The following is a 25,004-nucleotide window of genomic DNA, read 5'->3' as shown; positions in this document are numbered from 1 at the left end:
CGCCGTCAGCGGATCTGCGTCAGCTCGTCCAGCATGCTGCTGGCGGCCTGGATGACCTGCACCGAGGCCGAATAGGTCTGCTGCACCAGCAGCAGGCGCTGCAGCTCCTCATCGATGTTCACGGCGGTCTCGTTGGTCAGATCCTGCCGCGCCTCCAGCGCCAGGCTGGCGCGGGTCTCCGCCCGATCGGTCCAGATGGCGCGCGTGCCCTGCATGAGCCCGACGCTCTGCGAGGCCGCCTCCGACAGCGTCATGGTGCCGGGCAGGCCGCTCGCGGCGGCGTAGCTGCGGTCGGCATCCATCGCGTCGAGCGCGCCCAGGATGAAGCTGTTGTCGCTGGCCAGCCCTTCGCTGCCGGCGCCCATGCCGGTGCGCAGGCGCCAGAGCGCGCCGCCCTGCTCCGGATCGGCCGCGGGATTGATGGCGATGTCGCGCGCCAGGCCGAGCACCGCGCTACTCGTGGGGTCCCAGCTCGCCTCGGTCGGGCGGGTGAACAGGCCGAAGGGCTGCGGTGTGGTGCTGCCGAGCGTCGGGTCCGCCTCCTGGAAGGCGTCCACCAGCCGGCCGGCCACCTGGTCCAGCATGTCGGAGAACTGCGGCAGGGTCTCGTCGCGCAGCTTCAGGGAGGCGGCGATGGAACCGCTCTCCGAGAGGCGCAGCTTCTGCCCCTCGACGGTGACGCCGGAGAGCTGCGCGGGATAGCGCGATTCAGCCGGGATCGAGGGCGTGTGGGTGAAGTCGAGATGATGGACCGTGGTGCTGTCGTAGATCGTGGTGCCGCCCTCGGTCATCAGCACCAGGCGGCCCGGCCCGTTGTCATAGACGCGCACCGGCAGCTTGGCACTGATCTCGGCCAGCAGCGTGTCGCGCTGGTCCTCGTACTCGGCGGTGGAAGCACCGCGGGCGCTGGCTTGGGCCATGTTGCGGTCCACCTCGGCCAGACGGTCGAGGGCGGTGTTCACCGCCTCCACATCCCTGGCGATGTCGAGGTCCGCCTGGGTCCGCGCGTCGGAGACGGCGCCGTCCATGGCGTGCAGCGTGTCCACCAGGTCCTGCGCCGCGGAGAGCGCCTGCGACTGCGCCACGGTGTTGTCGGCGGCGGAGGAGAGGGTGGTCATCGCCTCACGGAAGGCACCAAGCCGCGAGGAGAGCGAGCGTTCGTCGGAGGGCTGGCCGATGGCGCTGTTGTAGGCCTCGAGCGTGGTCTGCATGCGCAGCGCATAGGCCTCGCTGGCATCGGCGGCGCGGGAGGTGGCGGCCAGCGCGGCATCCGCAGCGCGCATGGTGGCACCGGTGCTGACGCCGGAGCCGACCCCGGCGACCAGCCGCTCGCTGCGCGGCAGCTCGCGCCGCACATAGCCCGCCGTATTGGCATTGGCGATATTGTTCGCCAGCACCGCCGACTGGCGCTGCTCGGCCGCCAGGGAGGACAGGGCGCTGGAAAGGGCGGCTTGGATGCTCATCTCGCGGATTCCGGGGGCTGGTCGCAGGCCTGTTGCTATTTTTCGCACAGCGCGGGAGCGGCCGGGCCGCCCCCGCGTCGCGCCGGGCTCAGCGCTTCAGGTTGGTGGCTTCCTCAAGCATCTGGTCGGCCGTGCGGACCACCGAGGCGTTGGAGCTGTAGGCCCGCTGCGTCTCGATGAGGTTGGTCAGCTCGGTGCCGATGTCGACGTTGGAGGATTCCAGCGCACCGCCCGAGGTGGTGCCGGCCGCGCCCTCGCCCGCCGTCAGCAGGCGCACCGCCCCGGCCTCGCGCGACATCTCGTAGGCGTCGCCGCGCACCGGGTTCAGCCCGTCCGCGTTCGGGAAGACGGCGAGCTTGAGCTGGTAGATCGCCCGCGACTGGCCGTTCGAGAAGGTGGCGATGACCTTGCCGTCATCCTGCACCGAGACGCGCTCGAGCAGGCCGAAGGCGGAACCGTCCTTCTCCACCTTCACCGGCGTGTAGCTGCCGGCGAGCTGGGTGACGCCCGAGATGCTGTCGAGCGGGCCGATGCTGATCGGCAGGTCCGTCGTGGTCCCGAGGCCGGTCGTGCCGGCGCCGACCTTGAGGGTCAGCTTGCCGGTCTTCGGGTCGTAGAGGCCCTTGGCATCCGTGGTGCCGCTCTGACCCCAGGTGGCGGGGTCGAGCACCGTGGTGCTGGCTGCGGTCGTGGAGGCGCCGGTGCCGTCGCTCGTGTAGGTGGTGGTGTCGTCGGAGACCGACTTCAGCGTGCCGGCCAGGTTGGCGCCGGCGCTGGCCGGCCAGAACTCGAGCTGCACCGAGCCGACCAGGTGGTCCGTGCCCGTCGCCTCCGTGCTGCTGCCCGTGGCGCTGTCGAAGACCTGCAGGATCCACTGGTTGGTGTTGTCGGTGCCGGTGGTGGCCGGAACGACGGGGGTGAAGCGGTAGGTCAGGGTCTGGCTGGTGCCGAGCGCGTCATAGTAGTCAACGCTGCTGACGAAGCTGTTCTCGTCCGGCGGCGGCGAGGCATAGGCCGTCTCGGCCGAAGGCAGGTTGGCCCAGAAGGTCATCTGCGTGGTCGGCGAGGAAGCGACGGAGGTGTTGCTGATGTTGACGGTCGTCAGGCTTTCCAGGTTGTTGTCGCCCATGTTGCCGACCGGCAGGCCGTCGGCGCCGAGCTGCACACCCTGCAGGTAGTAGCCGGCGGCGTTCACCAGGTTGCCGTTGGCGTCGGGGCGGAAGGAGCCGGCGCGGGTGGCCAGGTACTTGCCGCCGCTGGCGCTCTCCTCGTTCACCACCAGGAAGCCGTTGCCATTCACCGCGATGTCGGTGTCGATGCCGGTGCTCTGCACCTGGCCGACCTTGCTGATCTCGACACGGTTGTGCGCGGCGGTGCCGGCCAGGGCCGTGGCACCGCTGCTGGTGCCTTCCAGCACCAGGCTCTCGAACTGCGTGTCGACCCGCTTGTAGCCGACGGTCGAGCTGTTCGCGATGTTGTTGGAAATGCCGGCCAGCTTCTGCGCCTGGGCGTTCAGGCCGGAGGTGCTGGTGCGGAGTGCGTTGATGGCCGTCATCGGCGGTCCCTCAGCAAACGATAGGGTGCGGGAGCGGCCGGCCTGGGGCCGGCCGGGTTCGATCGGGGACCGGCGCCGGCTTCTGCCGACGGACCGGAGGCTGCGCGGGGTTTCACCGCCGCGACTCACCAGAACTGCGGCGTGCTGCCGCGCGTGCCTCGGCCACCACGTCGGACCGGAGCACGGTGATGGCGATCCGCCGGTTGCGGGGATCGTCGGGCGCCTCGGGCAGCAGCGGCTCCACCGCCGCCTTGCCCTCGACGCGGAACATCCGCTGTGCCGGCACGCCGCCCCGCTCCAGGGTGCGGCGGGCGCTGTTGGCGCGGTCGGAGGAGAGTTCCCAATTGCCGTAGTTGCCGCGCGAGAAGCCCTGGGCATCGGTATGGCCGGCCACCACCACCTCGTTCGGCACGGTGGTCAGCACGCTGCCGACCACCTCGAGGATGCGCGCCAGGCGCGGCGTCGGTTCGGCGCTGCCGGGCTGGAACATCGCTGCGCCGTCGCGGTCGAAGATCTGCAGCCGCAGCCCCTCGGGCGTCATCTCGAGCTGGATGTTCTGGGCGAATTCGCGCAGTCCTTCGGACTGCATCTGGCGCTCCATCTCGGCCTTCAGGGCGTCAAAGCGCTGGCGCTCGATCGGGTCGCGCAGCGCGGCCGCCTCGGGAGGCGCAGCCTGCGCTGCCTCGCCCTCGGCTGCCGCCTCGCCGCCCTCGCGGTCCTGGCGCAGCCCGCCATCGCTCACCGGCGTCAGCGAATCCTGGCGGGATTCGCCTGCCACCAGCACCGAGCGCCCGCCCTCCAGCACGCCGTTTCCGGAGGGCAGGTCGAGGATGCTGGAGGAGGTGAAGAACTGCGCAATACCCTCGCGCTGTGATTCCGTGGTGGAGGAGAGCAGCCACATCACCAGGAAGAACGCCATCATCGCCGTGACGAAGTCGGCGTAGGCGATCTTCCACTGGCCGCCATGGTCATCGTCATGGTCGCCGTGATGGCGCTTGATGATGATCGGGCGTTTCGGGTGGTCGTCAGCGCTCATGCGGCGGCCTGGCCTCTCTGCGGGGCGAGGCCCATCTTTACTATCACCGTTTTTCGCATTTCAAGTGCCACGATCCTGCTGTGTGTGCCGCACCGTCAGGCTGCCTTGCAGCCGCAACCGCTGCAGCAGCGCTGCGAAGGCATCCGACAGGTCGGCCACCACCGCCCGCGGCAGGGCACGTGCGGTCTCCATCACCGCGTCCAGCCGCGCATCCTCCAGCCGCGCCCGGACCTCGATGCGGCCGGTGGCCGGCAGGCTCAGGCGGGCGGCCAGCACATGCCGGTCCCGCAGCCGCTGCCGCCGCGTCTGGTCCGGCCGCCAGAACAGGTCAAGCCAAGCCAGACCGCCATCGGGCATCTGCAGCGGCACCTGCCGCCCGCTCCAGCGCGAAGGGTCGCCCAGCGCGGCGGGCGGCGAAGGCGGCGCATCGAGCAGCGCCACCACCTCCCGCTGCGGCAGTTCCAGCACTCCGGCCAGGGCCTGCAGCCGCTCGGCCCCGAGCCAGCGGCGCACATCCGGCCGCAGCATCGCCAGCGCCAGCGGCAGCACGAGGCCGGCGGGACCACCCGGCAGCAGCGCCTCCAGCCCGGCCCGCCGCAGTGCCCCTGCATCGAGCCGCGGATGCGCGGCCGGCTGCAGCGGCGCCTCCGCCTCGCCGAGCGGCGGCAGGGCGCTCAGCGCGCGGGCGGCGGCGGCGTAGCCGGCCCCGGCCTCGCGCTCCGCCGGCGCGGCGATGGGCGAGACGGGCGCGAGGGCCTTCTCCGAACTCATGGCACCGCCCTCCCTCACTCCCCGCCGATCTCATCCTCCTCAAGGATGAAGATGCGGCCTTCGTCCGAGAGGCGCTTGGCGATGGTGATGATGTCGGCCTGTGCATCCTCCACCGTCTTGCGGCGCTGGTTCGGCATGTTCTCGATCTCCTCGCGCATCAGCGTCGCCGCGCGCGCCGACATGCTGCCGAGGAACAGCTCCCGCAACTCCGGCGAGGCAGCGGTGAGGGCGATCTGCAGCTTGTCCACCGGACATTCGGCGACCAGCGTGGCGAAGGTCGAGCGGTCGACGCGGATCAGGTCATCGAAGGTGAACATGATGCGCTTGATGCGCGAGGCGGCGTGCGGCTCGCGGGACTCGATCTGCTTCATCAGCTGGTCGACCAGATCCTTGTCGGCACGGTTCATGATCTCCGCCACGATCTGCGAGCTGTCGCGCTCGTAGCTGCGGCTGAGATTGGTGATGAACTCCTTCTGCAGCGTCTGCTCGATATCCTGCAGGACGCCCTTCTGGATGCTGTCCATCCGCACCATGCGCAGGATGATCTCGTCCACCGAGGCCTTGGGCAGCAGCGCCAGCACCCGCGCCGCATGCTGCGCCGGCAGCTTGGCAAGGATGACGGCGGCGGTCTGCGCCAGTTCGGTGCGCAGATAGGTGGCCAGCACCTCGGGCGAGATATTGGCCAGCTTCTCCCACATCGTCTTGCCCTCGGGACCACGGATCTCGTCCATGATCTCGCTGACCTTCTCGTTCGGCAGCAGGCGGCGCAGCAGGCGCTCGGTGCTCTCCGCGGTGCCGATCACCGCACCGGTGCGGCCGACCTCGCTGCGGAAGCGGTTGATGACGCGCTCCACCTGCTCGATATCCACCTTGCCGAGATTGGCCATGGCACGGCTGACGATGCGGATCTCGGGCTCTTCCAACCGGTCGAACAGGTTCTGGATGCGCTCCTCGTCGAGCGCCATGAACAGCACGGCGACATCGGCCAGCGGGTCGGCCTTCTCGACAGGGCGCACCGCACGGCGCGATTCAGGAGCTTTCATCGGGCGGCACTCCGCGGGGCGGGGTCAAGACGGAACAGGGGCAACAGCAGGATGGCGAGTACCGCCGACAGTTCGGGCGGCAGGCCGCCGCCGGGCTCCAGCCGCGCCAGCATCTCGGGCAGGTCGGCCTCAGGTGGCAGCAGCACGCCCTGGCTGGTGGCGATGCCGCACAGCCGTTCCTCCAGCGCGCCGTCACCGGCGATGGCATCCTGCGCCCGCGAGACACGCAGCGCCGAGGCCAGCGCGCGGCGGCGGCGCGGACGGGGCGGCACGGCAGCCGGGCCCGCCGTGCCGCTCATGTGGTGAAGCTCCGCGTCAGGGCGCCGGCCACCAGCGACCAGCCATCCACCAGCACGAAGAAGATCAGCTTGAAGGGCATGCTCACCACCACGGGCGGCAGCATCATCATGCCCATGCCCATCAGCACCGAGCTGATGGCGATGTCGATTGCCAGGAAGGGCAGGAACAGCAGGAAGCCGATCTGGAACGCCTTGTTCAGCTCCGAGATGATGAAGGCGGCGGAGAGGATGTGCAGCGGCACCGCAGCGCGCATCCGGGCGTCCTTCGCGGCCTCCTCCGGCGCCGCCGCCGGCGCGTCCCCCGCGCTCTCGGGCGGCTGCCACTTGGCGATGTCGATGAACAGCGCCAAGTCGTGCGGGCGCACATTGGCCTCCATGAAGCCCCGGAAGGGCTGGATGGCCCGCTCCGCCGCCATTTCCTCGGTGATGGCGCCGTCGAGCAGCGGCCGCCCGGCATCATTCCAGACATGCTCCAGCACCGGCGCCATCACGAAGGCGGAGAGGAACAGCGAGAGGCTGACGATCACCGTGTTCGGCGGCGACTGCTGCAGGCCGAGCGCGGTGCGCAGCATCGAGAGCACAACGACGATGCGGGTGAAGGAGGTCGCCACCACCAGGATGCCGGGAGCGATGGCGAGCAGCGTGGTGGCGACGATCAGGCCGACCACGTTGGTGGTCAGGCTCTGCCCGCCGCTGGCCACCGCCTGCGCACCCTGAGGGCCAAGGCTCAGCGAGACACTCTGCGCCCAGGCGGGCAAGGCCAGGAGCATGAGAAAAAGGGCCAGGAGCATGGCCTTGAGGAGGGCTTTGCCCCCTTCAAACTCCCCCCACCAGGAAACTGGGTTTCCTGGACCTTCCAAACGAATGGCGGGGTCCGGGATGACACCGTCACCCTGGCGGAGGGGTCCAGGGGAGGCCGCGCCTCCCCTGGCTGCGGAAATCATTTCGAGCGGCATTCTGCGCGCCATCGGGCGGGGTGTTCTCAGCCGGCGGAGGAGACGATCTCGGTGATCGAGATCGACAGCCGCCCGTCATCGGTGATCTGGATCTCGCCGCGGGCGATCAGCCGCTCATTGGCCATCAGGTCCACCGGCTCGCCGACCTTCTTGTCGAACTCGATGACCGAGCCGCGGCTGAGGTTGAACAGCGCCGCCATCGGCAGGCGCTTGCTGCCCAGCACCACCTGCACATTCACCGGAATGTCCATGATGCGCGGCTTGCGCTCGGTCAGGAACGGGTTTTCGGGCGTGGCGCTCTCACTCACGACTGGTTCTCCTGTGCGGTCGCGGCCGCATCTGTCTGGATGGAGGCGGAGGCGCCAAGAATGGCCAGCACCTGCGCCCGCAGCGCGGCCGGATCGTAGACAAGGCCGCCATCGGTCCAGGCGGCCTCGGCCTGGCCCGGCGGCATGGTGTCATCGGGCAGCAGCCGTATGCGTTCGGCATGCGGCTCGCCCGGGAAGCCCTCCGCCTGCGCGGCGGCCAGAGTATCGGGATGGGCGCGCAGGGTGATGGTGTCGGCGGCGCGCTCGGTCAGTGCCGCGGCCAGCAGCGCAACCACCTCGCCGCCGGCGGCGCGCGCCAACAGGACGGGGAAGAGCGCCTCCAGCACTGCCACCACTGCGGCGCGCTGGTCGGTATCAAGCAGCCGCCGATCCTCCGCACGGCGCGCCAGCAGCGCCTCCAGCGCAGCGGCGGCGGCAGCCGCGCCCTGCCGGCTGCGCTGCGTCATTTCCGCCTGCAGCGCCCGCTCCGCCTCGGCACGGCCTGCGGCCTGCCCTTCGGCGCGACCGCGCTCCAGGCCTTCCTCCAGGCCGCGCTGCCGCCCGGCCTCCAGCGCCGTGGCGCGGATCCGCTCCTCGGCCCGCAGGCGCGCGGCGGCACTGCCATCCTCCTCGGCGACCAGCGCCAGCAGCGAAGGTGGCTGGAAGGGGCGCAGCATCATGCCGGCGTCCCTTCCTCGATCCAGGAGCGGACCACCGCCAGCGCCTCATCCGGCCGCTGGTCAATGATCTCCTGCAGGGCGGAGAGGGAGGACAGCCGGATCTGGATGTCCTGCCCGACCGTGGCGATGGCGTCGTCCATGCTGTCCGCCTGAGCCGCGGCGGCGGCGGCGGCCGCGGCGGCGGTCGCGGCGGCGGCGGCCTCGGCCACCAGGCGGCGCTGCCGGCGCCGGAACAGCAGGGCGGCGGCGCCGGCGGTCAGCAGCAGGCCGCCGCCGATCGTCGCCAGTTGCATGCCGCTCAGCCTCATCCCGTCCGCATCGGACGAGGCCAGCGTGCCGAGCCCCTCCTCCGGCAGGAAGTGCAGCGTCTCGACCGTCACCATGTCGCCGCGCTTCTCGTTGAAGCCGACCGCGGAACGCACCAGCGCCGCCAGGCGGTCCAGCTCCTCCTTCGCGCGCGGCACCGGCTTGCCCTCGGCATCGGTGGCCCCGGCCACCACCACGGCGACGCTGACGCGCTTCACCGCGCCGGGCTCGCGCACCGTCTCCTCGACCTTCGAGGAGATCTCGAAGTTCACCGTCTCGTTGCGGCGCTGGCTGGAGGAGGTGCTGCGGGTGGCATTGTTGTTCACCTGCTGGTTCGGCAGGTTCTGCCCCACCGTCACCGGCGCCTGGCCGCGGCCGTCCTCGCTGTTCTCCTGCTCGGTCTGGGTCTGCCGACCGCGCTCGACCTGGCCCAGCGGGTCATAGGTCTCCTCGCGCGCCACGGTGCGGGCACCCTCGATATCGATCGAGGCGACGGCGCGCACCTTGCCGCGGCCGAGGATCGGCTCCAGCAGGTCGAGCACCGCCTTCTGGAGCGCCTGCTCCTGCGCAATGCGAATTTCCCCGATTCGGCCGGCGGCGGCGCCCGGGCCTCCATCGGCCGCCAGGACGATGCCGTTGGGATCGACCACCGAGACATCCTCCTGCCGCAGCCGCGGCACGGCGCCGGCCACCAGCAGCCGGATCGCCGACGCCTGGGCGGCGCCGAGCCGCTGCCCGGCCTTGGTGGTCACGGTGATCGAGGCGGTGGGCGGCGGCGCCTCGCGCGAGAAGCTCTCGCGCTCGGGCAGCACGATATGCACGCGCGCGGAGCGCACCCCCTGCATGGTGATGATGGTGCGCGCCAGTTCCCCCTCCAATGCCCGCAGCCGCTGCACGCGCTGCATGAAGGAGGTCATCTGCATCGGGCTCGCCTGGTCGAGCAGCTCGTAGCCGGCGCCGCCCTGGCGTGGCAGGCCCTCGGCGGCAAGCTGCATGCGCAGCCGCGCCACCTGGTCCGCGGGCACGAAGATGGCGCCGTCGCCACGCGCCTGGACCGGCACCTTCAGCTCCTCCAGCCGGGCGGCGATCCGCCCGGCATCGGCGGGCTCCAGCCCGGCATAGAGCAGGCCATCAGGCGCATTGGCGGAGCGTGCCACCAGCATCACGGCGATCAGCGCCGCCAGGCCCACTGCCACCAGGGCGCCGATTTTCGCAGGGCCGAGCCGCCTGAGCGTGGCGCCCAGCCCCCCCAAATCGAAACCAGGCCCCAGGGTCCGAACTTGCTGCATCGACCTTCTATCGCCTCATGCTGGCGCGTGCCCCAACCGGCCTTCCGGCGCATCCTTGGCTGATGCGCAGGAACAGCCGGGCGTGGCACCCAGACCCCCGTTCCCACTCGCCCGCCATCCTATGCGAACATCCTCGAATGGATGTTTTTAGCATGGCATGCGAAGACGCGTCGGTTTATACCTTCGCCCACTCCGCTTGTCGCGCGAAAAATCGCTATCGCCGGGAGAACCGCTGCCATGGCCTCACCCCCCGCGGAGAAGTCCGCGAAAAATCCTGAAAAGCCGGGACGCAAAGGCGGCAAACGCCGCCTGCTGCTGATCCTGCTGCTGCTGCCCCTGCTGCTCGGCGGCGGTGCGGTGGGCGTCTGGCTCCTCGTCCCTGGCGCGGCGGACGCCGTGCGCCATCTGGCCGGCCTGGATGCCGCGCCGGAGGAGAGCGCCACGGCCGTCGCCCTGCCGCCGTCAGGCAAGCCCAGCTTCGTCGAGTTCCCGGAGATGACCCTCTCCCTGCCGAATGGCGGCCGCCCGCGGCAACTGCGGCTGAAGCTCGCCGTCGAGGTCAACGGCGACCCCGCCCTGGTGCAGGCCGACCTGCTCAGCCCCCGCATCTACGACAGCCTGGTGCTGTACCTGCGCACCCTGCGCGACAGCGAGATGGAAGGCGCGCTGGCCATGGACCGGCTGCGCGGCGACCTGCACCGGCGGCTCGATCTGGTGCTCGGGCCGGGCCGCGTGCGCGACGTGCTGATCACCGGCTTCGTGGTGGCCTGAATCATGAGCGAGACGAACGAGAGCGGCGGCGAACAGGACCCGGCGGCCGACGCCATGGCCGATGCCATGGCCGATTGGGGCACCGCCGGCGTCGCCATGGGCCAGGGCGACATCGACGACCTGTTCGGCGGGCCGGAGCCTGCGGCCGACGAAGGGCCGCGGCGCGGGCTGGAGGCGCTGGTCGGCGGCGCGGTGCGCTACGAGCGGCTGCCGATGCTGGAGATCGTGGTGGACCGCCTGGCGCGGCTGATGACCACCTCCAGCCGCAAGTTCACCGCCGACAATGCCGATGTCGTCATCGACCGCATCAGGCCGGTGCGCGTCGGCGCCTTCCTCGACACCATCACCCTGCCGGCGATGATCGGCGTCATCCGCATCGAGGAATGGGATGGCTATTGCCTTGCCGCGCTCGATTCGCGGCTGATCGGCTCGATCGTTGACATCCTGCTCGGCGGCCGGCGCAACGCGCTGCAGCCCATCGAGGGCCGGCCCTATACGCCGATCGAGCGAACCTTCGTCGAGAAGTTCGTCTCGATCATCACGCAGGATCTGAGCAAGGCGTTCGAATCCGTCTCACCTGCCGAGTTCCGGCTGGAGCGCTTCGAGATCACGCCGGGCTACGCGATGATCACCAAACCGACCGCCGCCGCGCTGACCTTCCGCGCCGAGATCACCATGGAGGGCCGTGGCGGCTACGTCGATTTCCTGCTGCCCTATGCCTCGATCGAGCCGGTGCGCGACCTGCTGAGCCAGGAGGTGCTCGGCAAGAAGCAGGGCGGCGACACCATCTGGCGCAACCATCTCGCCGAGGAACTGCCACGCGCGGGCGTCGAGCTGACCGCGGTCATCGAGCGGCGCGTCCTGCCCTTCTCGGAGGTCGCCGCCTGGCAGCCCGGCTCGATCTTCGTGCTCGACCGGCGGCAGGGGGATCCGATCGAGGTGTTCTGCCAGGGGCTGATGGTCTGCCGCGCGGCGATCGCCAGCAAGGACGAGCGCGTGGTGCTGCGCGTGGAGGAGTGCGTGATCGACAGAAGCTGGCCGGGCAACGCGCCCAGCCAGGACGCCTGAGGAAAATCCCATGACGCTGACACAGATCCTCGACGCTTCCGCCCTGGCGGCCCTGGTTGCCCAGGCCGGATGGATCGGGCTGCTCTACCGCCGGATGGGCCGGCTGCGCGCGGCGCTGGAGAGCGCCGGCGACGTGGTCGGGCAACTGGACGAGGCCTCGCGCCGGCTCGACAACTCGGCCGGCGGCATCGTGCAGAAGGTGCGCGACGGCATCGGCGAGGTGGACAGCAAGCTCGGCGCCTGCCGCCGGCTGGTGCAGGAGCTCTCCACCGCCTCGCGCCAGGCCGAGGAGGTGGCCACCCGGCTGGACCAGGCGCTGCGGCAGAACCGCAAGCTGCAGAGCGCTCGCGCCGCCGCGCCGCCACGCGAGCTGGTGGAGCCGCTGGGCCTGGCCGAGCGCCTGGCCGGCCGGCCCGCACCCGCCCTGCCCGAACCCTCCCTTGCGCTCTCGCCGCCGCTGCTGACCCTTCCGGCCGAGCCGGAGGAACAGGCGCCCGTGATGGCGGAGGAGCCCTCCCTGCGCAGCATGCTGGCAGCGGAGTTGCTGTTCGCCGGCCCGGCAGCCCCGGCGCCCGGGCCGCGCACCATTCGCGTGAAGCTGGATTGAGCCTCATGACCCGCGCGCCCGCTTTCAGCCCCTCCCTCCCGCGCAGGACCCTGCGATCGCTCGCCGGGCTGCCGCTGATGGCGCTCAGCCTGGCCGCCCTGCTGCCTGGCCGCATCGCCAGCCTGACGGAGAGCGGCTTCACGCTGCCGCGCTTCGGCGCCACGCTGCTGCAGGCACGGGAAGCTCCTTCCGCCCCACCGCCCGTGGCGCTGCGCGAGGGCGTGGTCGCCCGGCCCACCATCTCGCCGGTCCTGGCCGGCGCGGTGCGCCCCAACCCGCTGGGCGAGGAACGTCCGGGTGACAGCCGGCTGCTGATGGAAGTCTCCCGCCGGCAGTCCGAGATCGATCAGCGCCAGCGCGACCTGGAGGCGCGCGAGGCCCGCCTCCAGGCGGCAGAGGAGATGGCGCGCGCGCAGATCACCGAGCTGACGCGCTTGCGCCAGGAGATCGAGCAGATGGTGGCGCGCGAGAGCACGGCCGCCGAGGGCGACATCGATGCGCTGGTCGCGCTCTACGTGAACATGCGGCCGCAGCAGGCCGCCAAGGTGCTGGAGCGGCTGGAGGCGCCGCGCGCCGCGGTGATCCTGCTGAAGATCCCCGACCGGCAGGCCGGCCCGATCCTGGCGCAGATGGAGCCGCCGGCCGCACTCGCGGTGACACAGGAGATCGCCGGACGCCGGGAAGCCTTCCGCGGCCCGACGCCCTGAAGGCTGGCCAGCCGATGATCGGGAGGAAGGAATTCCTCCCGAATTTTCCATCTTCTTTTTGTCAGCTGGGCGAGGCGCCTCGAACGACAGCACGCCTGCCAGCAGAAGAGGACAGGAAGACTTCGGGGGAACTCCGCCAGGCTTTCCCGCGGCTCAGGCCTCGCCGGAGCGGATCCGGCTTGCCTCGCCCAGCAGCGCATCCGCCGCCATGGCACAGAGGGCGCGGCTGCCGCTGGCGTCGTGCAGGGCATAGCCCCCTTCGGCCAGAGCGGTGATCCGCCCCTGCGGCGCGGGCAGCACGAATTCCAGATCACAGTCCAGCAGCCCGGCCACTTCCTGCAGGGCAGGATCGCCGCTGCGGGAGACGGTCTGTCCCACGAACAGCCGCCGCGACAGGGTGAGCACGGCATCCAGCGTGGCAGCCTGGGCCAGCCGCATGGGCGTGTCCGACGGGCTGGAACGGCGCAGGTCCAGCTGCCAGGGCAAGTCGGCAGCGTCCGTGCGGGCCAGATCCAGGCACCATTCGCCATGCCGGGCGCACCAGGCCAGCGGAGCCGTGCTGGCAAAGCGCACCACACCTTCCAGGGTCTGGGGGCCCATCGGCTGCGGCTCAACCCGCAGCCGCAGCGCGGCGAAGCGGCGCCGCATCGCGCGGTCGCGCCAGCCAAGCCAGGCAGCGGCGGCGGCACCCGCCGCCAGCGCCGCGAAGCTGTGCCAGCCCGGCGCTGGGAGCCCGGGCACGGCGTCCAGGCTGACGCCCAGTCCTGCCATTCCGAGGAGAGCGGCCGCCGGGAGCGGCCTGATGAGAGAAAGGGGCTGCGGCATGGCGACTTCTCCGCGGGAACCGGACCAGGGTGCAGGCATCGCATAAATTCGAAAATTTTTCGCAAACCTTCCCCGCAGCGGCACGGACCCTTGTTCCACTCAGGCCGATCCCATGCGATTTTTGCCGGATGAAGCCTCTTCGCTCCAGCCTGACGGTTGCAGCCCTCCCCTTGCTGTTCGACCCCGCTGCACCCGGCGCCGGCGCCTGGATAGCCGTGCCTTTGATGCTGCTGCGCCGCCTGCCGGCCCTTCGCCGGGATGGGGCGGTGGCCTTCATCGGGCTGGCAGAGCAGTTGGCGGCCGCGGCCGATCCAGCCGCACGCATGAGCCTGCGCCGGGCCTATGTTCCGGCCAGCAGCCTTGGCCGCATCGCAGGAGGACGTGCCACCTTGCCTCTGTGCGCTCGGGCCGTGCCCGCGCCAGGCTGCAGCGAGCGCCTGCGGCACCTGCCGCGGCTGGATGCGGGCGCGGTCCGCTTCGGCTTCCGTGGCGCGCAGCTCACTTTGGCGGACGGCCGCCACGGATGGGTGAGCAGCGAGCATGAGCGGACGGAGGATACACTTCGGGTGACGGTGGAGGGCGCTGTGCTGGACATCCCGCTACATCGTTTCGACCTTCTGGTGCGGGACTGGAGCGGCCCCAGGGCTGCGCCGCGCGTGGCATTACAAGGCTGTGCGAAAAATTCTTGATACATGGCTGCGAAAAAGACAGTATGTCGCTGAACCGCCGGTTCCTGCGCCGTCGCCCCACCCTCCCGGAACTCCCCCATGCCCGATAACGGATTCGCGCTCTTCTCCCCCGCCCTGGACTGGGAGGGCCTCGCCGAAGCGCTGCTGCAGCGCGCCGTAACGCTGGGCCGGCGGGATGGCCTGCAGGGGCAGCATCGCGACATCACCGGCGCGGCCAGCCTGCCGGGAATGCAGGAGATGCCGTTGCCCGATGTCCTGCTGGCGGCGATGCGCCATTGCTATGCGGCGGGGCACGTGCATGGCGCCGATGTGCGGCGCGAGGGCCGCCGGCGCCGGGCGGAGCAGCCGGCGCCTGTCATGGTCACGGCACTCCGGGCCTGACACCGGCGGGCCTGCGCGCCCGCTGGAGAAGCGGGCGCGCGGTGGACAGGATGCTTCAACCGGCGCCGTAGGCCTTGCGCGCCTCGGCCGCCGCATCGCCGCTCTGGCGCATGGCCGCCACCACATCGGCCGGCAGGGCGCGTGCGTCCTCGCCGGCGCTGCGCTGCGCGCCGGCCTTGTTCATGCGCGTGAACACTTCCATGAGGGTCGAGAGCATGGCCTGCTCGGGCGCATGCGCCACCCGTGCCGGCGCGCCGCTGCCCCACCAGAACGGCTCGTTGCTGGCCATCGCCGCGCCCGATTTCGGCGCCTGCGCCAGGGCGGAGGGGTCGATCGTCACCGGGCCGCTCGGCGCCTCCAGGCCGAGCTGCGCATAGGTCTGGTTCACCCGGTCGCGCAGCTTGTCGATCACCTGCTTCACCGAGAGCGGCGCCCCGTCGCTGCCACGGAAGATCGCCGGATTGGCGCGCGCCGCGTCGGGCAGCACCTGGCTGGCCGCCATCTGCGGGTCGGAAGCCGCCTTCTGCAGCAGTTCGCTCGCGCCGCGCAGGCCGAGGAAGTGACCGAGATACAGCTCGGTCGCGTCCGGCCGGTGGCCGATATTGGAGGACAGCGCCTCGGTCAGGTCCTTCAGATGCTCGGCACCGAGCCGGGCGGCGATCTGCGGGTCGTCGCGCAACGCCAGGATACGGGCGCGCAGCGCCGGGTCGGAGACGGTGAGCCGGCTGCCCTGGCGGGTGATCGCCGCCGCCGCCTCGGCCAAGCCATGCTGGGCGCCGTGCTCCTGCACCACGCCGAGCCAGGTCTGGTCGATGAACTGGAACAGGCCGCGGGCGGAGGAGGTGCCGGCCTGCGCATCGGCGCGGAAGCCGCTCTCCATCGCGGCCTTGGCGGCCAGCACCTCGAAATCCACCCCGGTCGCCTGTGCGGCATTGCGCAGCGCACCGGTGACGGCGCTGTCCACCTTGTAGCGGCCGAGCGTCTCGGTGCGCGGGTGGGCGGTGCTGGCGGCGTTCAGGCTGCTCTTCTCCAGGGCGGCCTGCAAAGCAACGGGCGTTGGCATGGTCGGGCCTTTCTGCGCTTTTGCGAAAAATGCTCATAGCATAGCAAGATGCGAAATGATAAGAGCAACGCATCGGTGAGCTTCAGCGCCGACCGTCGCAACCTGCGGGGCCGTCCCAATCGATGATCCAGATCGCCGGAATCTTCGGAGTTTTCCTTGCCGTCTTCGGCGGCTACCTGATTGCAGGCGGCAAGATGGGAGTCATTCTCGGCGCCGTCGGGCCAGAGCTGCTGATCATCGGCGGCAGCGGCGCCATGACGCTGCTGATCGGTGGTGACGGCGCGCTGCTCGCCAAGACGCTGAAGGCCTTCGGCAAGGTGTTCAAGGGCTCGAGCTGGCAGCGCAAGGACTTCTCCGACCTGCTCTGTCTGCTCTATCTGCTGCTGCGCACCCATCAGAAGGAGGGCGCGGCAAAGCTCGAAAAGCACATCGAGCAGCCGGAAAGCTCGGCGATCTTCAGCCGCTACCCGCGCCTGATGCAGGACCCGGCGCTGCGTGCGATGATCTGCGACACGCTGCGCACCGTCACGCTGAACAACAAGGATCCGCACCGCATCGGCGAGATGATGGAAGCCACCATCGACAAGCGCCACGCGGAGAATCTGAAACCGGCCAAGGCAATCCAGACCATGGCCGACGCCTTCCCGGCGCTCGGCATCGTCGCTGCCGTGCTCGGCGTCATCAAGGCGATGGGCGCGATCAGCGAGAGCCCGGAGATCCTCGGCCACATGATCGGCTCGGCGCTGGTCGGCACCTTCCTCGGCGTCTTTCTCTCCTACGGACTGGTCGGACCGATGGCCAGCCGGTTGAAGGCGATCTTCGAGGAGGAGCGGCGGATGCTGGATGTCACCCGCTCGGTGATCACCAGCTACCTCGAGAACCTTTCGCCGCAGATCTGTGTCGAGGTCGGCCGGCAGGTGGTGCCCACCAAGCTGCAGCCGAGCTTCGACCAGATGGAGGAGCAGCTGCGCGAGGCCGGGCGCGCCAAGGCGGACGGCGCGGGCGAGGGTGGCGGAGAATAGTGCCGATGCGCCCTGCACTGCTGCTGGCCAGCCTGGCGCTGCCGCCGCTGCTTGTCGCCCTGCCCGGCCATGCCCAGGAGACGACGCGGCCCGCCGCTGCGGCCTCCGCCGAAGCTGCGCCATCGGTGCGCATGCGCAGCGGCCAGCATGCCGATCGTGGCCGCGTGGTGCTGCATCTCGGCCGGATCCCGCCCCATGCCCTGCGGCGTGCCGGCAATGACTGGGAGCTGCGGCTGCGCGGCCTGTACCAGCTGGACGCTTCCGAGCTCCGCCAGATCAACGAACTGGCCGGCACCGAGACGCGGCAGGAGAATGGCGAGACCGTGCTGCGGCTACGCCCGGCCTGCGACTGCGTGGCCGAGACGGGCGCCTTCGACGGCATGCTCTATGTCGATCTACGCCCGGCCGCCAGCGAGCCGCCCCGCGAGGCGCAAAGCCCGGCGCAGCTCGCCGCGGCGCGGCGGCGCCTGCTGGACGACGCGGTCAAGCTCGGCCTGATGAGCCAACAGCAGGCCATTGCCCTGCTGCGCGGCACCGCGCGCGCGGCCGCGCCGGCCGCTCCGGAAGCCCCCGCGGCGGCCCCCGAATCGCGCATCCCGGCCGCGGTTCCGGCCCCGGCAGCCGCGCCCGGCATCGCGGCATCACCAGCCTCAGAACCAGCCCCAGCGCAGGCACCGGCACCGACAGCCGCCCCGGCGCCCGCCGCGACCCCCGGCCAAGCCGACGGACGGAAGGCGCCCGCCACGGGCGGCGACCTGACGGCACTCCGCGAGGAGATGATGCGCCGGCTGGCGCTGCTGAACGGCGCGCAGGCACCGGCGGCGCCGGCTTCCCCGCCCGCCCCGGCCAGCGCCGCCAGCCCTGCCCCCAATCCGCGCTTCGCGCCGCCGGCCGAGGAAGCCGCAAAGCCGGCCTGCCTCGCCCCGTCCTTTGGCCTGCAGGGCTGGGCTGGCGCGGAGGATTTCCCGGACCGGCTGGCGGCCTTGCGCGCCACGCTGGCCAAGTCCGACCAGGGTGCCGCAGAGACGGCGGCCCTCGCCGAATTCTATGCCAGCCACGAGCTGGCCGCCGAAGCGCTGGAGGTTCTCTCCGCACCACTGGACGAGCAGCCTGGCGGTGAGATGCTGGAGCGGCTGCAGCGGGTGCGCGACGTGGCGCGGCTGCTGGCGCGGCAACCGGTCGACCCGGCCTCGCCCCTGCTGGCCGAGGCGGCGGACTGCGCCCGCCCCGACCTGCCGCTGTGGCGTGGCCTGACCGCCGCGCTGCGGGGCGAGGCCACGGCGCTGGCACGGCTGGCACCGGCCATCCGCACCGCCCTGCGCGATGTGCCGCAGGATCTGCGCATTGCCTTCGTCGGCATCATGGCGGATGCGGTGGAGGAGGATGCCGAAACGCTGCGCATCCTGCTCGGCGCCATCCGCAGCGCGGGCGACCTGCGGCCGGACCAGGCGGCACTGCGCAACTGGCTGCTGGCGCGGCTGGCCCGGCTGGAGGGCAACCGCGCCGACGAAGTCCTGTACCTGCAGAAGGCCGCGCAGGCCGGGCACTGGGTGCCCGCGCTACAGGCCCGCGCCCGGCTGGCGGCGATGAACTTCGACCGCCCCGGCCTCGAAGGGCAGCGGGCGGAGCAGCAGCTGCTCGACTTCAGCCGCACCTATCGCTTCGACTCCCTCGGCGAGGAGGCCGCCATCCTCTATGCCCAGCGGCTGCTGGAGCGCGGCGACCTGGGCGGCGCCCTGGCGGTGGCCGACGGCGCCAGCCAGGCCTCGCTGCGGCCGAGCATGGAGAGCCGCGGCGCCCGGCTGGCCGCGCAGGCGCTGCGCCTGCTGCTGGTGGATGCCAAGGGCACGGCGCTGCCGCCGCCCAGCGAACGGCTGGCGCTGTACTGGCAATATGAGGGCTATGCCACGCCCGGCGAGCGTGGCGACGACATCCGCAAGGGCGCGCTGCGCCTGATGCTGAATGAAGGGCTGGCCGATGCCGCGCTGGATACCGCCCGGCAGCTGACCCCCGCCACGCAGCAGCAGCCCGACGTGATGCTGCTGGTGGCGCGGGCCGAGGCGGGCGCCTCGCAGGGCGACGTGCGGCGGGCGATGGCGCTGCTGCGTGCCCTGCCGCCCTCGGAGGAGGTCCAGCGCGCCGCCAGCGCCGCCCTCGCGCGGATGGGCAAGATGCAGGAGGCGGCCGCCGAGCTGGCGGGCCTCGCCGGCCTGGCCGACCGTCAGGCGCGCGCTGTGCTGCTGTTCCAGGCCAAGGCCTGGCCGGAGGCCGCCACGGCCTATGCCGAGCTGCTACGCGACCCGGCGCTGGAGCCGGCGGCGCGCACCGAGGCCACCACCCGGCTGGCCAGCGCCGCCGCCCTGGCGCGCCAGCGCCCCGCCGTGCCGGCCGAACTGCTGGCGCCGCAGAACGGCTCGGCGGCCATGCTGCAGCTCAGCGCAGGCAGCGCACCGGCACCGGCAAGCGGCGTGGCGGCCATGCGGGCGGCCATCGCGCGCAGCCGGCAGATCGAGAAGCTCCTGCCGGAGACACGGAAGAACTGAGATGGACAGCCCCAGCATCGTCAGCCTCTCCGGCCAGATGGCGCTGCGCCAGCAGCTCGACATCACCGCCAACAACCTGGCCAACGCGAACACCACCGGATTCCGCGGCGACCGCACGCTGTTCCAGACCCATGTCAGCCGGCTCGAGGTGCCGGGGCGCGAGGTCGCCTTCGTGCAGGATCGCGCCACCTATCTCGACACCCGTGCCGGCACGATCGCGGCCACCGGCAACCCGCTCGACGTGGCGATCGAGGGCGAGGCCTACCTGGCCGTGGAGCGTCCGGGCGGCGGCCGCGGCTATACCCGCGATGGCCGCATGCACGTCGCGCCGGACAACACGCTAGTGAACAGCAGCGGCCGCCCGGTGCTCGACGAGGGCGGCGCGCCCATCCTGATGCCCGAGCAGGTCAGCAAGGTCGAGATCCGCACCGATGGCACCATCCTGGCCACGGTGGAGGGGCGGATCGAGCAGGCCGGGCGCCTCGGCCTGTTCCGCGGCGGTGATCCGCGCGGCATCCGCAAGGGAGGCGACGGGCTGCTGGAGATCCCGCCCGCCGACGTGCAGCCGGTGCCGGCCAACGCGCCGGGGGTGCGCCTGCATCAGGGCGCGCTGGAGGCCTCCACCGTGCAGCCGGTGCAGGAACTGTCCAACCTGACCCTGATCCAGCGGGCCTATGAGAGCATGCAGCGGATCGTTGCCGACGACGACGATCGCATGCGAAAAATGATAGAAACCCTGGGGCGCTCGAACTGACCCGCCTCCCCTGACCCACGCGCGGCTTCAGAAGGACACAACACCATGCGCGCCATGAGCATCGCGGCCACCGGCATGCAGGCCCAGCAGACCAATGTCGAGGTCATCGCCAACAACATCGCCAACGTCTCCACCACCGCCTTCACCCGGCGCAAGGCGGAGTTCCAGGACCTGATCTACCAGTCCACCGAGCGCGTCGGCTCCTCCTCCTCCGAGGCGGGCACGGTGCTGCCGGTGGGCACGCAGGTCGGGCTCGGCGTGCGCAACTCGGCGGTCAACCGCATCACCCTGCAGGGCTCGCTGACCGATACCGGCAACCGCTACGACCTCGCGCTCGAGGGCCGCGGCTATTTCGGCATCACCCTGCCGGACAGCACCGTGGCCTATACGCGAGATGGCAGTTTCAAGCTTTCCCCCGAGGGTCAGCTCGTCACCACCGAAGGCTATCCGGTCAACCCGGCCATCACCGTCCCGGCCGATGCCAAGGACGTGACGGTGAACCAGGCCGGTGAGGTGCTGGTCACCGATGCCAATGGCCAGCAGCAGAATGTCGGCCGCCTCGAACTGTACATGTTCCCGAACGAGGCCGGGTTGGAAGCGGTCGGCGGCAACAAGTTCCTGGAGACCGACGCCTCCGGCCAGCCGACAACCGGCCTGCCCTCCGATCCCGGCTTTGCGAAAATACGTCAGGGATATCTGGAGGCCTCCAACGTCAACGTGGTGCAGGAGATCACCCAGCTGATCGCGGCGCAGCGGGCCTACGAGATGAATTCGAAGGTCATCGAGGCGACCGACCAGATGCTGCAGACCGCCAACAACGTGCGCTGAGGGCGGCGGCGATGCGGCTTCTTTTCCCTTTCGCCGCGGCGGCGCTGCTGCTGGCCGGGGCGGCTTCCGCACCGGTCACGGCGCGCGAGGTCTGGCATGCCGCCCGCACGCTGGAGCGCGGCGACATCCTGCGGCCGCAGGATCTGGAGGCGATGGCGCCGCGCCGCGACAACACCGCCTTCATCGAGGCGGAGCGCGACCTCGTCGGCCAGGAGATGCGGCGCCGTGTCCGCGACGGCAGGCCGCTGCGCGACCGCGATGTCGGCGAGGTGCTGGCGGTGCACTCCACCGACACGGTGCGGGTGTTCTGGAAGAGCGGCGGCGTGACGCTCGAGATGGAGGGCCGGGCCATGGAGAGCGGCGCGGTGGGCGAGGAGATCCGGGTGCACAACCCGGGCAGCAACCGCACCATCCGCGCCGTGGTGGTGGCCGAGGGCACGGCCGAGGTGCGCGGCGCGCCATGAACGGAGACAAGCCGATGCGTCCAGGCCGGATCCCGACCAGCCGCAGCCTTGCCGGCGCGGCGTTGCTGCTCGGCCTCGCCGGCTGCGACACCTGGGGCCACTTCCAGCAGCCGCCGCCGATCTCGGCGCCAGGCGCGATCAGCAGCATCCCGGCCGAGGAGATGGTGGACAGCCCGATGGACGTGGCGACACGGCCGCGGCCGGGCAATACCGGCCCGACCATGGTGGGCTCGCTGTGGCGGCCGGGCAGCCGCACCTTCTTCCGCGACCAGCGCGCCCGTGCGGTCGGCGATCTGCTGACCGTCGAGATCGAGATCGACGACAGCGCGCAGTTCGACAACAAGACCGAGCTGGAGCACAAGGCCAGCCAGGACTTCAAGGTGCCTTTCCTGTTCGGCCTGCAGGGGGTCCTGGGCAAGGCCTTCGGCGGCGAGCTGGACCCGGCGGCGGAGTTGGGCGGCGCCAGCACCGCCAACGGCACCGGCAAGATCCGCCGCACGGAGAAAATCCGCCTGCAGGTGGCCGCGACCGTGGTGCGGGTGCTGCCGAGCGGCAATCTGGAGATCGCCGGCTCGCAGGAGATCCGCGTGAACAATGAGCTGCGCGAGCTGCAGTTGCGGGGGCTGGTGCGGCCGGAGGACATCCGGCCCAACAACCGCATCGCCTCGGAGAAGATCGCCGAGGCGCGCATCGCCTATGGCGGACGCGGCGTGTCGAGCGACCTGCAGCGGCCGCGCTGGGGCCAGCAACTGATGGATCGGGTGCTGCCCTACTGACGCGGACTTCTGACGTCAGAAGTTCGGGGGAAGGAATTCCCCCGAGCCCGCTTCTTCTTTCTGTCAGTCTGGTGCCGCGCTTTCCGCCCGGGCAGGCAGCTCGAAGAAAAAAGATGGGGGTCTGGGGGAATTCCTTCCCCCAGCTTTCTCACGGCCGCAGCCGCAGGATGGCTTCACGCAGCCGTTCGGCCACAGCGGCGCCCACGCCTCCCGCGACCAGCAATGGCTCGGCACTCTCGGCGCAGTCGATCAGCAGGCGCGCCTCGGCCGCACGCTGCTGGGCCGCGACATTCGCGGCCAGCCCATAGATGCCGATGGCAGGCTGGCGCTCCGCCGCCGGCTGCTCGACGCGAAGGTCCCGCACCGCAGGCCAGGGTACATGTCGCTCCGGCAGTGTGATTCCTCCAGGCTCGACGCGAATGCGGCGCTCCCCCCGGCCACGCCGTGCTCGGCGGAAGGCGAGGGCCGCCCCAGCAAGAACCAGCAGGGCGCAGAAGGCCGCAGCCAGGGAGATGACATCATGCCGCCTGGGGTTGAGCAGCACGGCCAGCGCCGGCAGGCCGAACAGCGCGCCCAGCAGCACTGTCGCCGCCAGAAAGGCGGATGAAGCACGGGCGGGCCGCACGACGAACAGCACCACGCCGCCGCCTTTCTCCTGCTGCGCGAAGCCGCCCTGATCCTGCTGCGCCATGCGTCAAGCCAAATGGGAACGATAGTGAGGGCGGGTGTGCATCAGGCGAAGAATTCCAGCGGCTGAGAGGCGTCAGGATAGGCGCTGCCCTCGCGCCGCTCCAGGCCCGGCGCCATCAGACGATGCGGTAGGGGTGGGTGAAGACCTCGAATCCGCTGCCGCGCACCAGCGCCACCAGGGTGATGCCGCAGCCCTCGGCCACCCGGATGGCGAGGGCGGTCGGCGCGGAAACGGCAAGCAGCAGGGGCGCACCGAGCAGCGCCGTCTTCTGCACCATCTCGACGGAGACGCGGCTGGTCAGCACCACCGCGCCCTCGGCGGGCGGCACGCCCTGCCGCAGCAGGGCGCCCGCCAGCTTGTCCAGCGCATTGTGCCGGCCGACATCCTCGCGCAGCGCCAGCAGTCCCTGACCGGGGCGCCAGAAGCCGGCGGCATGCACCGCATGGGTTTCGCGATGCAGCGCCTGCCCGCCGGAAAGCGCCGTCATGGCCGCGCCCACCTCGCCGGCGGGCAGGCTGGCGGGGGCGGTGAGGGTGGGCAGTTCGCGCGTCGCCTCGCTGAGGCTCTCGATGCCGCAGAGGCCGCAGCCCAGCGGGCCCGCCAGGCGGCGGCGGCGGCGCGACAAGGCCGCCTTGCGCGGCGCGACGAGATCCATGCGGATCTCAATGCCCCCCGGGCGCGGCAGGACTTCCAGCCCTGCCAACTCGTCGGGATGGGCAATCAGTCCTTCCGTCAGGCTGAAGCCGAGACCGAGATCGGGCAGGTCAGCGGGGGTCGCCATCATCACGGCATGGGTGGCGCTGCCATAGGTCAGCGCCACGGCGGTTTCCTCCGGCACCGCCCGCAGATCGGCCGCCAGCCCCTCCGCCTGACGGGCGAGGCAAGGCAGAACCACGCTGGGTTGGGGCCAAGCCGGCGGTATCATCGTCGCGCGTCACTCCCGCTGCTGTTGCAGTGACGCCGGACGCGCCCGACGGTTTCGCAGCAGGCGCCCAACGCTGCGCGGGGCCGAGGATATGCTCCGGCGCAACCCCGCCCTGCCCGAGGCGTTGCCACGGGCATGGAGCAGCAGATCACCATCGCTCGCCCGGCCGGCGAGGTCTTCGCTTATCTGGCGGATCCCGTCCATCTGCGCGACTGGCTGCCGCAATTGCGGCGCGAGGAAACCGAACTGCCGGCCGGTGGGCTGCACAGCGATCCGGCCGCTGGCACCATCCGATGGTCCTTCAAGCCTGCCGGCGAATGGCGGGTGCAGGCGGTGGAAGGCGTGACACGGCTGATCCTGCATCTGGCACGCGATACCGCACCGGCGGCCGACCCCACCGAGCCGGAAACGCCGCAAGAGGCCGCGCGGCTCAGCGCCGAGGCGGCACTGCAAAGCCTGAAGTCGCATCTCGAACGGGCGGGTGGCGGCGATCCGGAGTTCCATGCGGCGGATGTGCCGGGCCGCATCTACGGCCACAGCGCCACCCAGGAGCCGGAAGTCTGAAGTCCGTCTCCCACGGACCTGCGCAAGCTTTTCACGCAGCATAGGCGCGGAAGCTCGCGCGGCCCGTGACCTCCCGCACCACCCCTTCCGCGACAAGCCGGTTGAGCACCAGCAGTGCGCCCTGATGGGTGAGGCCGAGCCTGGTCGCCAGTGTTCCAGCGGTCAGCACCGGGTGCCGAAGCGCCAGTTCGCAGGCCGCCCCCAGTGCGGAGGAGCGCCGGCTGCGCGACACCAGGGTGGCCCCCTTCGCCGCCACGCCCTGCAACCGGTCGATTTCGTCGAGGCTGCGCAGCGCCGCCGCATGCACCCGCTGCAGGAAGATCCGCGGCCAACCCGCCGGATCCTCGGCCGGGTGCCGCATGCCCCTGCGCCCCGCTGACCAGAAGACCAGCGGCACATGGCGCAACCGGCCGCGCCGCCTGAGCAGCACTGCAGCCAGGAAAAGAGCCTGCTGGAGCTGGGGCGCGGCCGTGTCCCCTTCCCCGGCCTGGCGCATCCAGCTTGCCGCGCCCTCGGCGGCGGCGAGCAGGGCCGGCTCCAGGCGCCCCGCCCTCAGCCAGCCCCGGCGCCAGAGGCTGAAATCCGGCCGCGCCGCGCAACTGCGCGGCGCGGCCGGCCAG

Annotated in this window: 28 protein-coding genes; 13 read left to right on the top strand and 15 right to left on the bottom strand. The window is 71.0% G+C overall.

Going from position 1 to position 25,004, the window contains the following annotated elements; genetic code table 11:
- Positions 1-5: 5 nt before the first annotated feature.
- The 10 genes from flgK to fliF all read right to left on the bottom strand — a co-directional run bounded on the left by flgK (position 6) and on the right by fliF (position 9,706).
- On the bottom strand, positions 6-1,463 hold the full coding sequence (gene flgK, locus QMO56_RS19795; RefSeq protein ID WP_283528619.1) for a flagellar hook-associated protein FlgK: 1,458 nt from the start codon (positions 1,461-1,463) through the stop codon (positions 6-8).
- 88 nt (positions 1,464-1,551) lie between these two features.
- On the bottom strand, positions 1,552-3,018 hold the full coding sequence (locus QMO56_RS19790; RefSeq protein WP_283528617.1) for a flagellar hook protein FlgE: 1,467 nt from the start codon (positions 3,016-3,018) through the stop codon (positions 1,552-1,554).
- Between the two features lie 112 nt (positions 3,019-3,130).
- Positions 3,131-4,054 (bottom strand): flagellar motor protein MotB, encoded by a 924-nt coding sequence (locus tag QMO56_RS19785; protein ID WP_283528615.1) that lies wholly within the window; start codon positions 4,052-4,054, stop codon positions 3,131-3,133.
- Between the two features lie 60 nt (positions 4,055-4,114).
- Positions 4,115-4,825 carry a hypothetical protein gene (locus QMO56_RS19780; protein WP_283528613.1) on the bottom strand — a complete coding sequence of 237 codons (711 nt, stop codon included), beginning with the start codon at positions 4,823-4,825 and terminating at the stop codon, positions 4,115-4,117.
- A 14-nt stretch (positions 4,826-4,839) separates the two neighbouring features.
- Positions 4,840-5,868 (bottom strand): flagellar motor switch protein FliG, encoded by a 1,029-nt coding sequence (locus QMO56_RS19775; protein WP_283528611.1) that lies wholly within the window; start codon positions 5,866-5,868, stop codon positions 4,840-4,842.
- Entirely contained in the window at positions 5,865-6,167 is a 303-nt protein-coding gene (locus QMO56_RS19770; protein ID WP_283528610.1) for a hypothetical protein, read from the bottom strand. The genes QMO56_RS19775 and QMO56_RS19770 overlap by 4 nt, the downstream gene beginning before the upstream one ends.
- Positions 6,164-6,937 (bottom strand): flagellar type III secretion system pore protein FliP, encoded by a 774-nt coding sequence (fliP, locus tag QMO56_RS19765; protein WP_283528608.1) that lies wholly within the window; start codon positions 6,935-6,937, stop codon positions 6,164-6,166. The genes QMO56_RS19770 and fliP overlap by 4 nt, the downstream gene beginning before the upstream one ends.
- A 212-nt stretch (positions 6,938-7,149) precedes the next feature.
- A complete protein-coding gene (gene fliN / locus QMO56_RS19760) occupies positions 7,150-7,431 on the bottom strand; it encodes a flagellar motor switch protein FliN (RefSeq protein ID WP_160938996.1) in 282 nt (93 codons plus the stop codon).
- On the bottom strand, positions 7,428-8,111 hold the full coding sequence (locus QMO56_RS19755; RefSeq protein WP_283528605.1) for a hypothetical protein: 684 nt from the start codon (positions 8,109-8,111) through the stop codon (positions 7,428-7,430). Before QMO56_RS19755 ends, fliN begins: the two co-directional genes overlap by 4 nt.
- Positions 8,108-9,706 carry a flagellar basal-body MS-ring/collar protein FliF gene (fliF, locus tag QMO56_RS19750; protein WP_283528603.1) on the bottom strand — a complete coding sequence of 533 codons (1,599 nt, stop codon included), beginning with the start codon at positions 9,704-9,706 and terminating at the stop codon, positions 8,108-8,110. Before fliF ends, QMO56_RS19755 begins: the two co-directional genes overlap by 4 nt.
- 237 nt (positions 9,707-9,943) lie before the next feature.
- Between fliF and fliL the strand changes: the two genes are divergently transcribed.
- From fliL to QMO56_RS19730, 4 genes are read left to right on the top strand one after another with little or no spacing between them, the layout of a single operon-like run.
- Complete coding sequence (fliL, locus tag QMO56_RS19745) at positions 9,944-10,477, top strand: flagellar basal body-associated protein FliL (protein WP_283528602.1); 534 nt, start codon at positions 9,944-9,946, stop codon at positions 10,475-10,477.
- 3 nt (positions 10,478-10,480) lie between these two features.
- Entirely contained in the window at positions 10,481-11,545 is a 1,065-nt protein-coding gene (locus QMO56_RS19740) for a FliM/FliN family flagellar motor switch protein (RefSeq protein WP_283528600.1), read from the top strand.
- A gap of 10 nt (positions 11,546-11,555) precedes the next feature.
- Positions 11,556-12,152, top strand: coding sequence for a hypothetical protein (locus tag QMO56_RS19735; RefSeq protein ID WP_283528599.1), 597 nt, complete (start codon positions 11,556-11,558; stop codon positions 12,150-12,152).
- 5 nt (positions 12,153-12,157) lie between these two features.
- The gene (locus tag QMO56_RS19730; protein ID WP_283528597.1) at positions 12,158-12,859 is read left to right on the top strand and encodes a MotE family protein; all 702 of its coding nucleotides are present in this window, start codon (positions 12,158-12,160) and stop codon (positions 12,857-12,859) included.
- A gap of 153 nt (positions 12,860-13,012) precedes the next feature.
- On the opposite strand, the gene QMO56_RS19725 is transcribed toward QMO56_RS19730, so the two are convergent.
- Positions 13,013-13,630 carry a hypothetical protein gene (locus QMO56_RS19725; protein ID WP_283528595.1) on the bottom strand — a complete coding sequence of 206 codons (618 nt, stop codon included), beginning with the start codon at positions 13,628-13,630 and terminating at the stop codon, positions 13,013-13,015.
- 224 nt (positions 13,631-13,854) lie between these two features.
- Here QMO56_RS19725 and QMO56_RS19720 point away from each other — a divergent pair, with 224 nt between their 5' ends.
- Together QMO56_RS19720 and QMO56_RS19715 are read left to right on the top strand one after the other, a co-directional pair.
- Positions 13,855-14,373 carry a hypothetical protein gene (locus tag QMO56_RS19720; protein WP_283528593.1) on the top strand — a complete coding sequence of 173 codons (519 nt, stop codon included), beginning with the start codon at positions 13,855-13,857 and terminating at the stop codon, positions 14,371-14,373.
- 78 nt (positions 14,374-14,451) lie between these two features.
- The gene (locus tag QMO56_RS19715) at positions 14,452-14,754 is read left to right on the top strand and encodes a hypothetical protein (protein WP_283528591.1); all 303 of its coding nucleotides are present in this window, start codon (positions 14,452-14,454) and stop codon (positions 14,752-14,754) included.
- A 55-nt stretch (positions 14,755-14,809) separates the two neighbouring features.
- Here QMO56_RS19715 and QMO56_RS19710 read toward each other — a convergent pair whose 3' ends face one another.
- A complete protein-coding gene (locus tag QMO56_RS19710; protein ID WP_283528589.1) occupies positions 14,810-15,817 on the bottom strand; it encodes a hypothetical protein in 1,008 nt (335 codons plus the stop codon).
- 122 nt (positions 15,818-15,939) lie between these two features.
- Here QMO56_RS19710 and motA point away from each other — a divergent pair, with 122 nt between their 5' ends.
- Genes motA through QMO56_RS19680 form a run of 6 tightly spaced genes read left to right on the top strand, consistent with a single transcriptional unit; the run spans position 15,940 to position 22,204 of the window.
- Positions 15,940-16,839, top strand: coding sequence for a flagellar motor stator protein MotA (gene motA, locus QMO56_RS19705; RefSeq protein ID WP_283528587.1), 900 nt, complete (start codon positions 15,940-15,942; stop codon positions 16,837-16,839).
- Between the two features lie 5 nt (positions 16,840-16,844).
- On the top strand, positions 16,845-19,382 hold the full coding sequence (locus QMO56_RS19700; RefSeq protein WP_283528586.1) for a hypothetical protein: 2,538 nt from the start codon (positions 16,845-16,847) through the stop codon (positions 19,380-19,382).
- Between the two features lies 1 nt (position 19,383).
- A complete protein-coding gene (gene flgF, locus QMO56_RS19695; protein ID WP_283528584.1) occupies positions 19,384-20,136 on the top strand; it encodes a flagellar basal-body rod protein FlgF in 753 nt (250 codons plus the stop codon).
- Positions 20,137-20,181: 45 nt separating this feature from the next.
- On the top strand, positions 20,182-20,964 hold the full coding sequence (flgG, locus tag QMO56_RS19690; RefSeq protein WP_283528582.1) for a flagellar basal-body rod protein FlgG: 783 nt from the start codon (positions 20,182-20,184) through the stop codon (positions 20,962-20,964).
- Positions 20,965-20,975: 11 nt separating this feature from the next.
- The gene (gene flgA / locus QMO56_RS19685) at positions 20,976-21,428 is read left to right on the top strand and encodes a flagellar basal body P-ring formation chaperone FlgA (protein ID WP_283528580.1); all 453 of its coding nucleotides are present in this window, start codon (positions 20,976-20,978) and stop codon (positions 21,426-21,428) included.
- Positions 21,429-21,442: 14 nt separating this feature from the next.
- Positions 21,443-22,204 (top strand): flagellar basal body L-ring protein FlgH, encoded by a 762-nt coding sequence (locus QMO56_RS19680; RefSeq protein WP_283528578.1) that lies wholly within the window; start codon positions 21,443-21,445, stop codon positions 22,202-22,204.
- Between the two features lie 148 nt (positions 22,205-22,352).
- On the opposite strand, the gene QMO56_RS19675 is transcribed toward QMO56_RS19680, so the two are convergent.
- Both QMO56_RS19675 and fdhD read right to left on the bottom strand, forming a co-directional pair.
- The gene (locus QMO56_RS19675) at positions 22,353-22,895 is read right to left on the bottom strand and encodes a hypothetical protein (RefSeq protein WP_283528576.1); all 543 of its coding nucleotides are present in this window, start codon (positions 22,893-22,895) and stop codon (positions 22,353-22,355) included.
- A gap of 115 nt (positions 22,896-23,010) precedes the next feature.
- Positions 23,011-23,790, bottom strand: a complete 780-nt coding sequence (gene fdhD, locus QMO56_RS19670) for a formate dehydrogenase accessory sulfurtransferase FdhD (RefSeq protein WP_283528574.1) — start codon at positions 23,788-23,790, stop codon at positions 23,011-23,013.
- A 165-nt stretch (positions 23,791-23,955) separates the two neighbouring features.
- Between fdhD and QMO56_RS19665 the strand changes: the two genes are divergently transcribed.
- Positions 23,956-24,384, top strand: a complete 429-nt coding sequence (locus QMO56_RS19665) for an SRPBCC family protein (protein WP_283528572.1) — start codon at positions 23,956-23,958, stop codon at positions 24,382-24,384.
- 31 nt (positions 24,385-24,415) lie between these two features.
- On the opposite strand, the gene QMO56_RS19660 is transcribed toward QMO56_RS19665, so the two are convergent.
- Positions 24,416-25,004, bottom strand: a 589-nt coding sequence (locus QMO56_RS19660; protein ID WP_283528570.1) for a helix-turn-helix domain-containing protein, incomplete at its 5' end; no start/stop codon positions are given.

It is taken from the genome of Roseomonas sp. E05, from assembly GCF_030063475.1.
GTDB lineage: Bacteria > Pseudomonadota > Alphaproteobacteria > Acetobacterales > Acetobacteraceae > Pseudoroseomonas.
This window is presented reverse-complemented; position numbering and strand designations above follow the sequence as displayed.

Excerpts from the sequence above, each read along its gene's own strand:
- flgK (WP_283528619.1), bottom strand. The coding sequence starts at position 1,463 with ATGAGCATCCAAGCCGCCCTTTCCAGCGCCCTGTCCTCCCTGGCGGCC.
- QMO56_RS19790 (WP_283528617.1), bottom strand. The coding sequence starts at position 3,018 with ATGACGGCCATCAACGCACTCCGCACCAGCACCTCCGGCCTGAACGCC.
- QMO56_RS19785 (WP_283528615.1), bottom strand. The coding sequence starts at position 4,054 with ATGAGCGCTGACGACCACCCGAAACGCCCGATCATCATCAAGCGCCAT.
- QMO56_RS19780 (WP_283528613.1), bottom strand. The coding sequence starts at position 4,825 with ATGAGTTCGGAGAAGGCCCTCGCGCCCGTCTCGCCCATCGCCGCGCCG.
- QMO56_RS19775 (WP_283528611.1), bottom strand. The coding sequence starts at position 5,868 with ATGAAAGCTCCTGAATCGCGCCGTGCGGTGCGCCCTGTCGAGAAGGCC.
- QMO56_RS19770 (WP_283528610.1), bottom strand. The coding sequence starts at position 6,167 with ATGAGCGGCACGGCGGGCCCGGCTGCCGTGCCGCCCCGTCCGCGCCGC.
- fliP (WP_283528608.1), bottom strand. The coding sequence starts at position 6,937 with ATGCTCCTGGCCTTGCCCGCCTGGGCGCAGAGTGTCTCGCTGAGCCTT.
- QMO56_RS19755 (WP_283528605.1), bottom strand. The coding sequence starts at position 8,111 with ATGATGCTGCGCCCCTTCCAGCCACCTTCGCTGCTGGCGCTGGTCGCC.
- fliF (WP_283528603.1), bottom strand. The coding sequence starts at position 9,706 with ATGCAGCAAGTTCGGACCCTGGGGCCTGGTTTCGATTTGGGGGGGCTG.
- fliL (WP_283528602.1), top strand. The coding sequence starts at position 9,944 with ATGGCCTCACCCCCCGCGGAGAAGTCCGCGAAAAATCCTGAAAAGCCG.
- QMO56_RS19740 (WP_283528600.1), top strand. The coding sequence starts at position 10,481 with ATGAGCGAGACGAACGAGAGCGGCGGCGAACAGGACCCGGCGGCCGAC.
- QMO56_RS19735 (WP_283528599.1), top strand. The coding sequence starts at position 11,556 with ATGACGCTGACACAGATCCTCGACGCTTCCGCCCTGGCGGCCCTGGTT.
- QMO56_RS19730 (WP_283528597.1), top strand. The coding sequence starts at position 12,158 with ATGACCCGCGCGCCCGCTTTCAGCCCCTCCCTCCCGCGCAGGACCCTG.
- QMO56_RS19725 (WP_283528595.1), bottom strand. The coding sequence starts at position 13,630 with ATGGCAGGACTGGGCGTCAGCCTGGACGCCGTGCCCGGGCTCCCAGCG.
- QMO56_RS19715 (WP_283528591.1), top strand. The coding sequence starts at position 14,452 with ATGCCCGATAACGGATTCGCGCTCTTCTCCCCCGCCCTGGACTGGGAG.
- QMO56_RS19710 (WP_283528589.1), bottom strand. The coding sequence starts at position 15,817 with ATGCCAACGCCCGTTGCTTTGCAGGCCGCCCTGGAGAAGAGCAGCCTG.
- motA (WP_283528587.1), top strand. The coding sequence starts at position 15,940 with ATGATCCAGATCGCCGGAATCTTCGGAGTTTTCCTTGCCGTCTTCGGC.
- QMO56_RS19700 (WP_283528586.1), top strand. The coding sequence starts at position 16,845 with ATGCGCCCTGCACTGCTGCTGGCCAGCCTGGCGCTGCCGCCGCTGCTT.
- flgF (WP_283528584.1), top strand. The coding sequence starts at position 19,384 with ATGGACAGCCCCAGCATCGTCAGCCTCTCCGGCCAGATGGCGCTGCGC.
- flgG (WP_283528582.1), top strand. The coding sequence starts at position 20,182 with ATGCGCGCCATGAGCATCGCGGCCACCGGCATGCAGGCCCAGCAGACC.
- flgA (WP_283528580.1), top strand. The coding sequence starts at position 20,976 with ATGCGGCTTCTTTTCCCTTTCGCCGCGGCGGCGCTGCTGCTGGCCGGG.
- QMO56_RS19680 (WP_283528578.1), top strand. The coding sequence starts at position 21,443 with ATGCGTCCAGGCCGGATCCCGACCAGCCGCAGCCTTGCCGGCGCGGCG.
- QMO56_RS19675 (WP_283528576.1), bottom strand. The coding sequence starts at position 22,895 with ATGGCGCAGCAGGATCAGGGCGGCTTCGCGCAGCAGGAGAAAGGCGGC.
- QMO56_RS19665 (WP_283528572.1), top strand. The coding sequence starts at position 23,956 with ATGGAGCAGCAGATCACCATCGCTCGCCCGGCCGGCGAGGTCTTCGCT.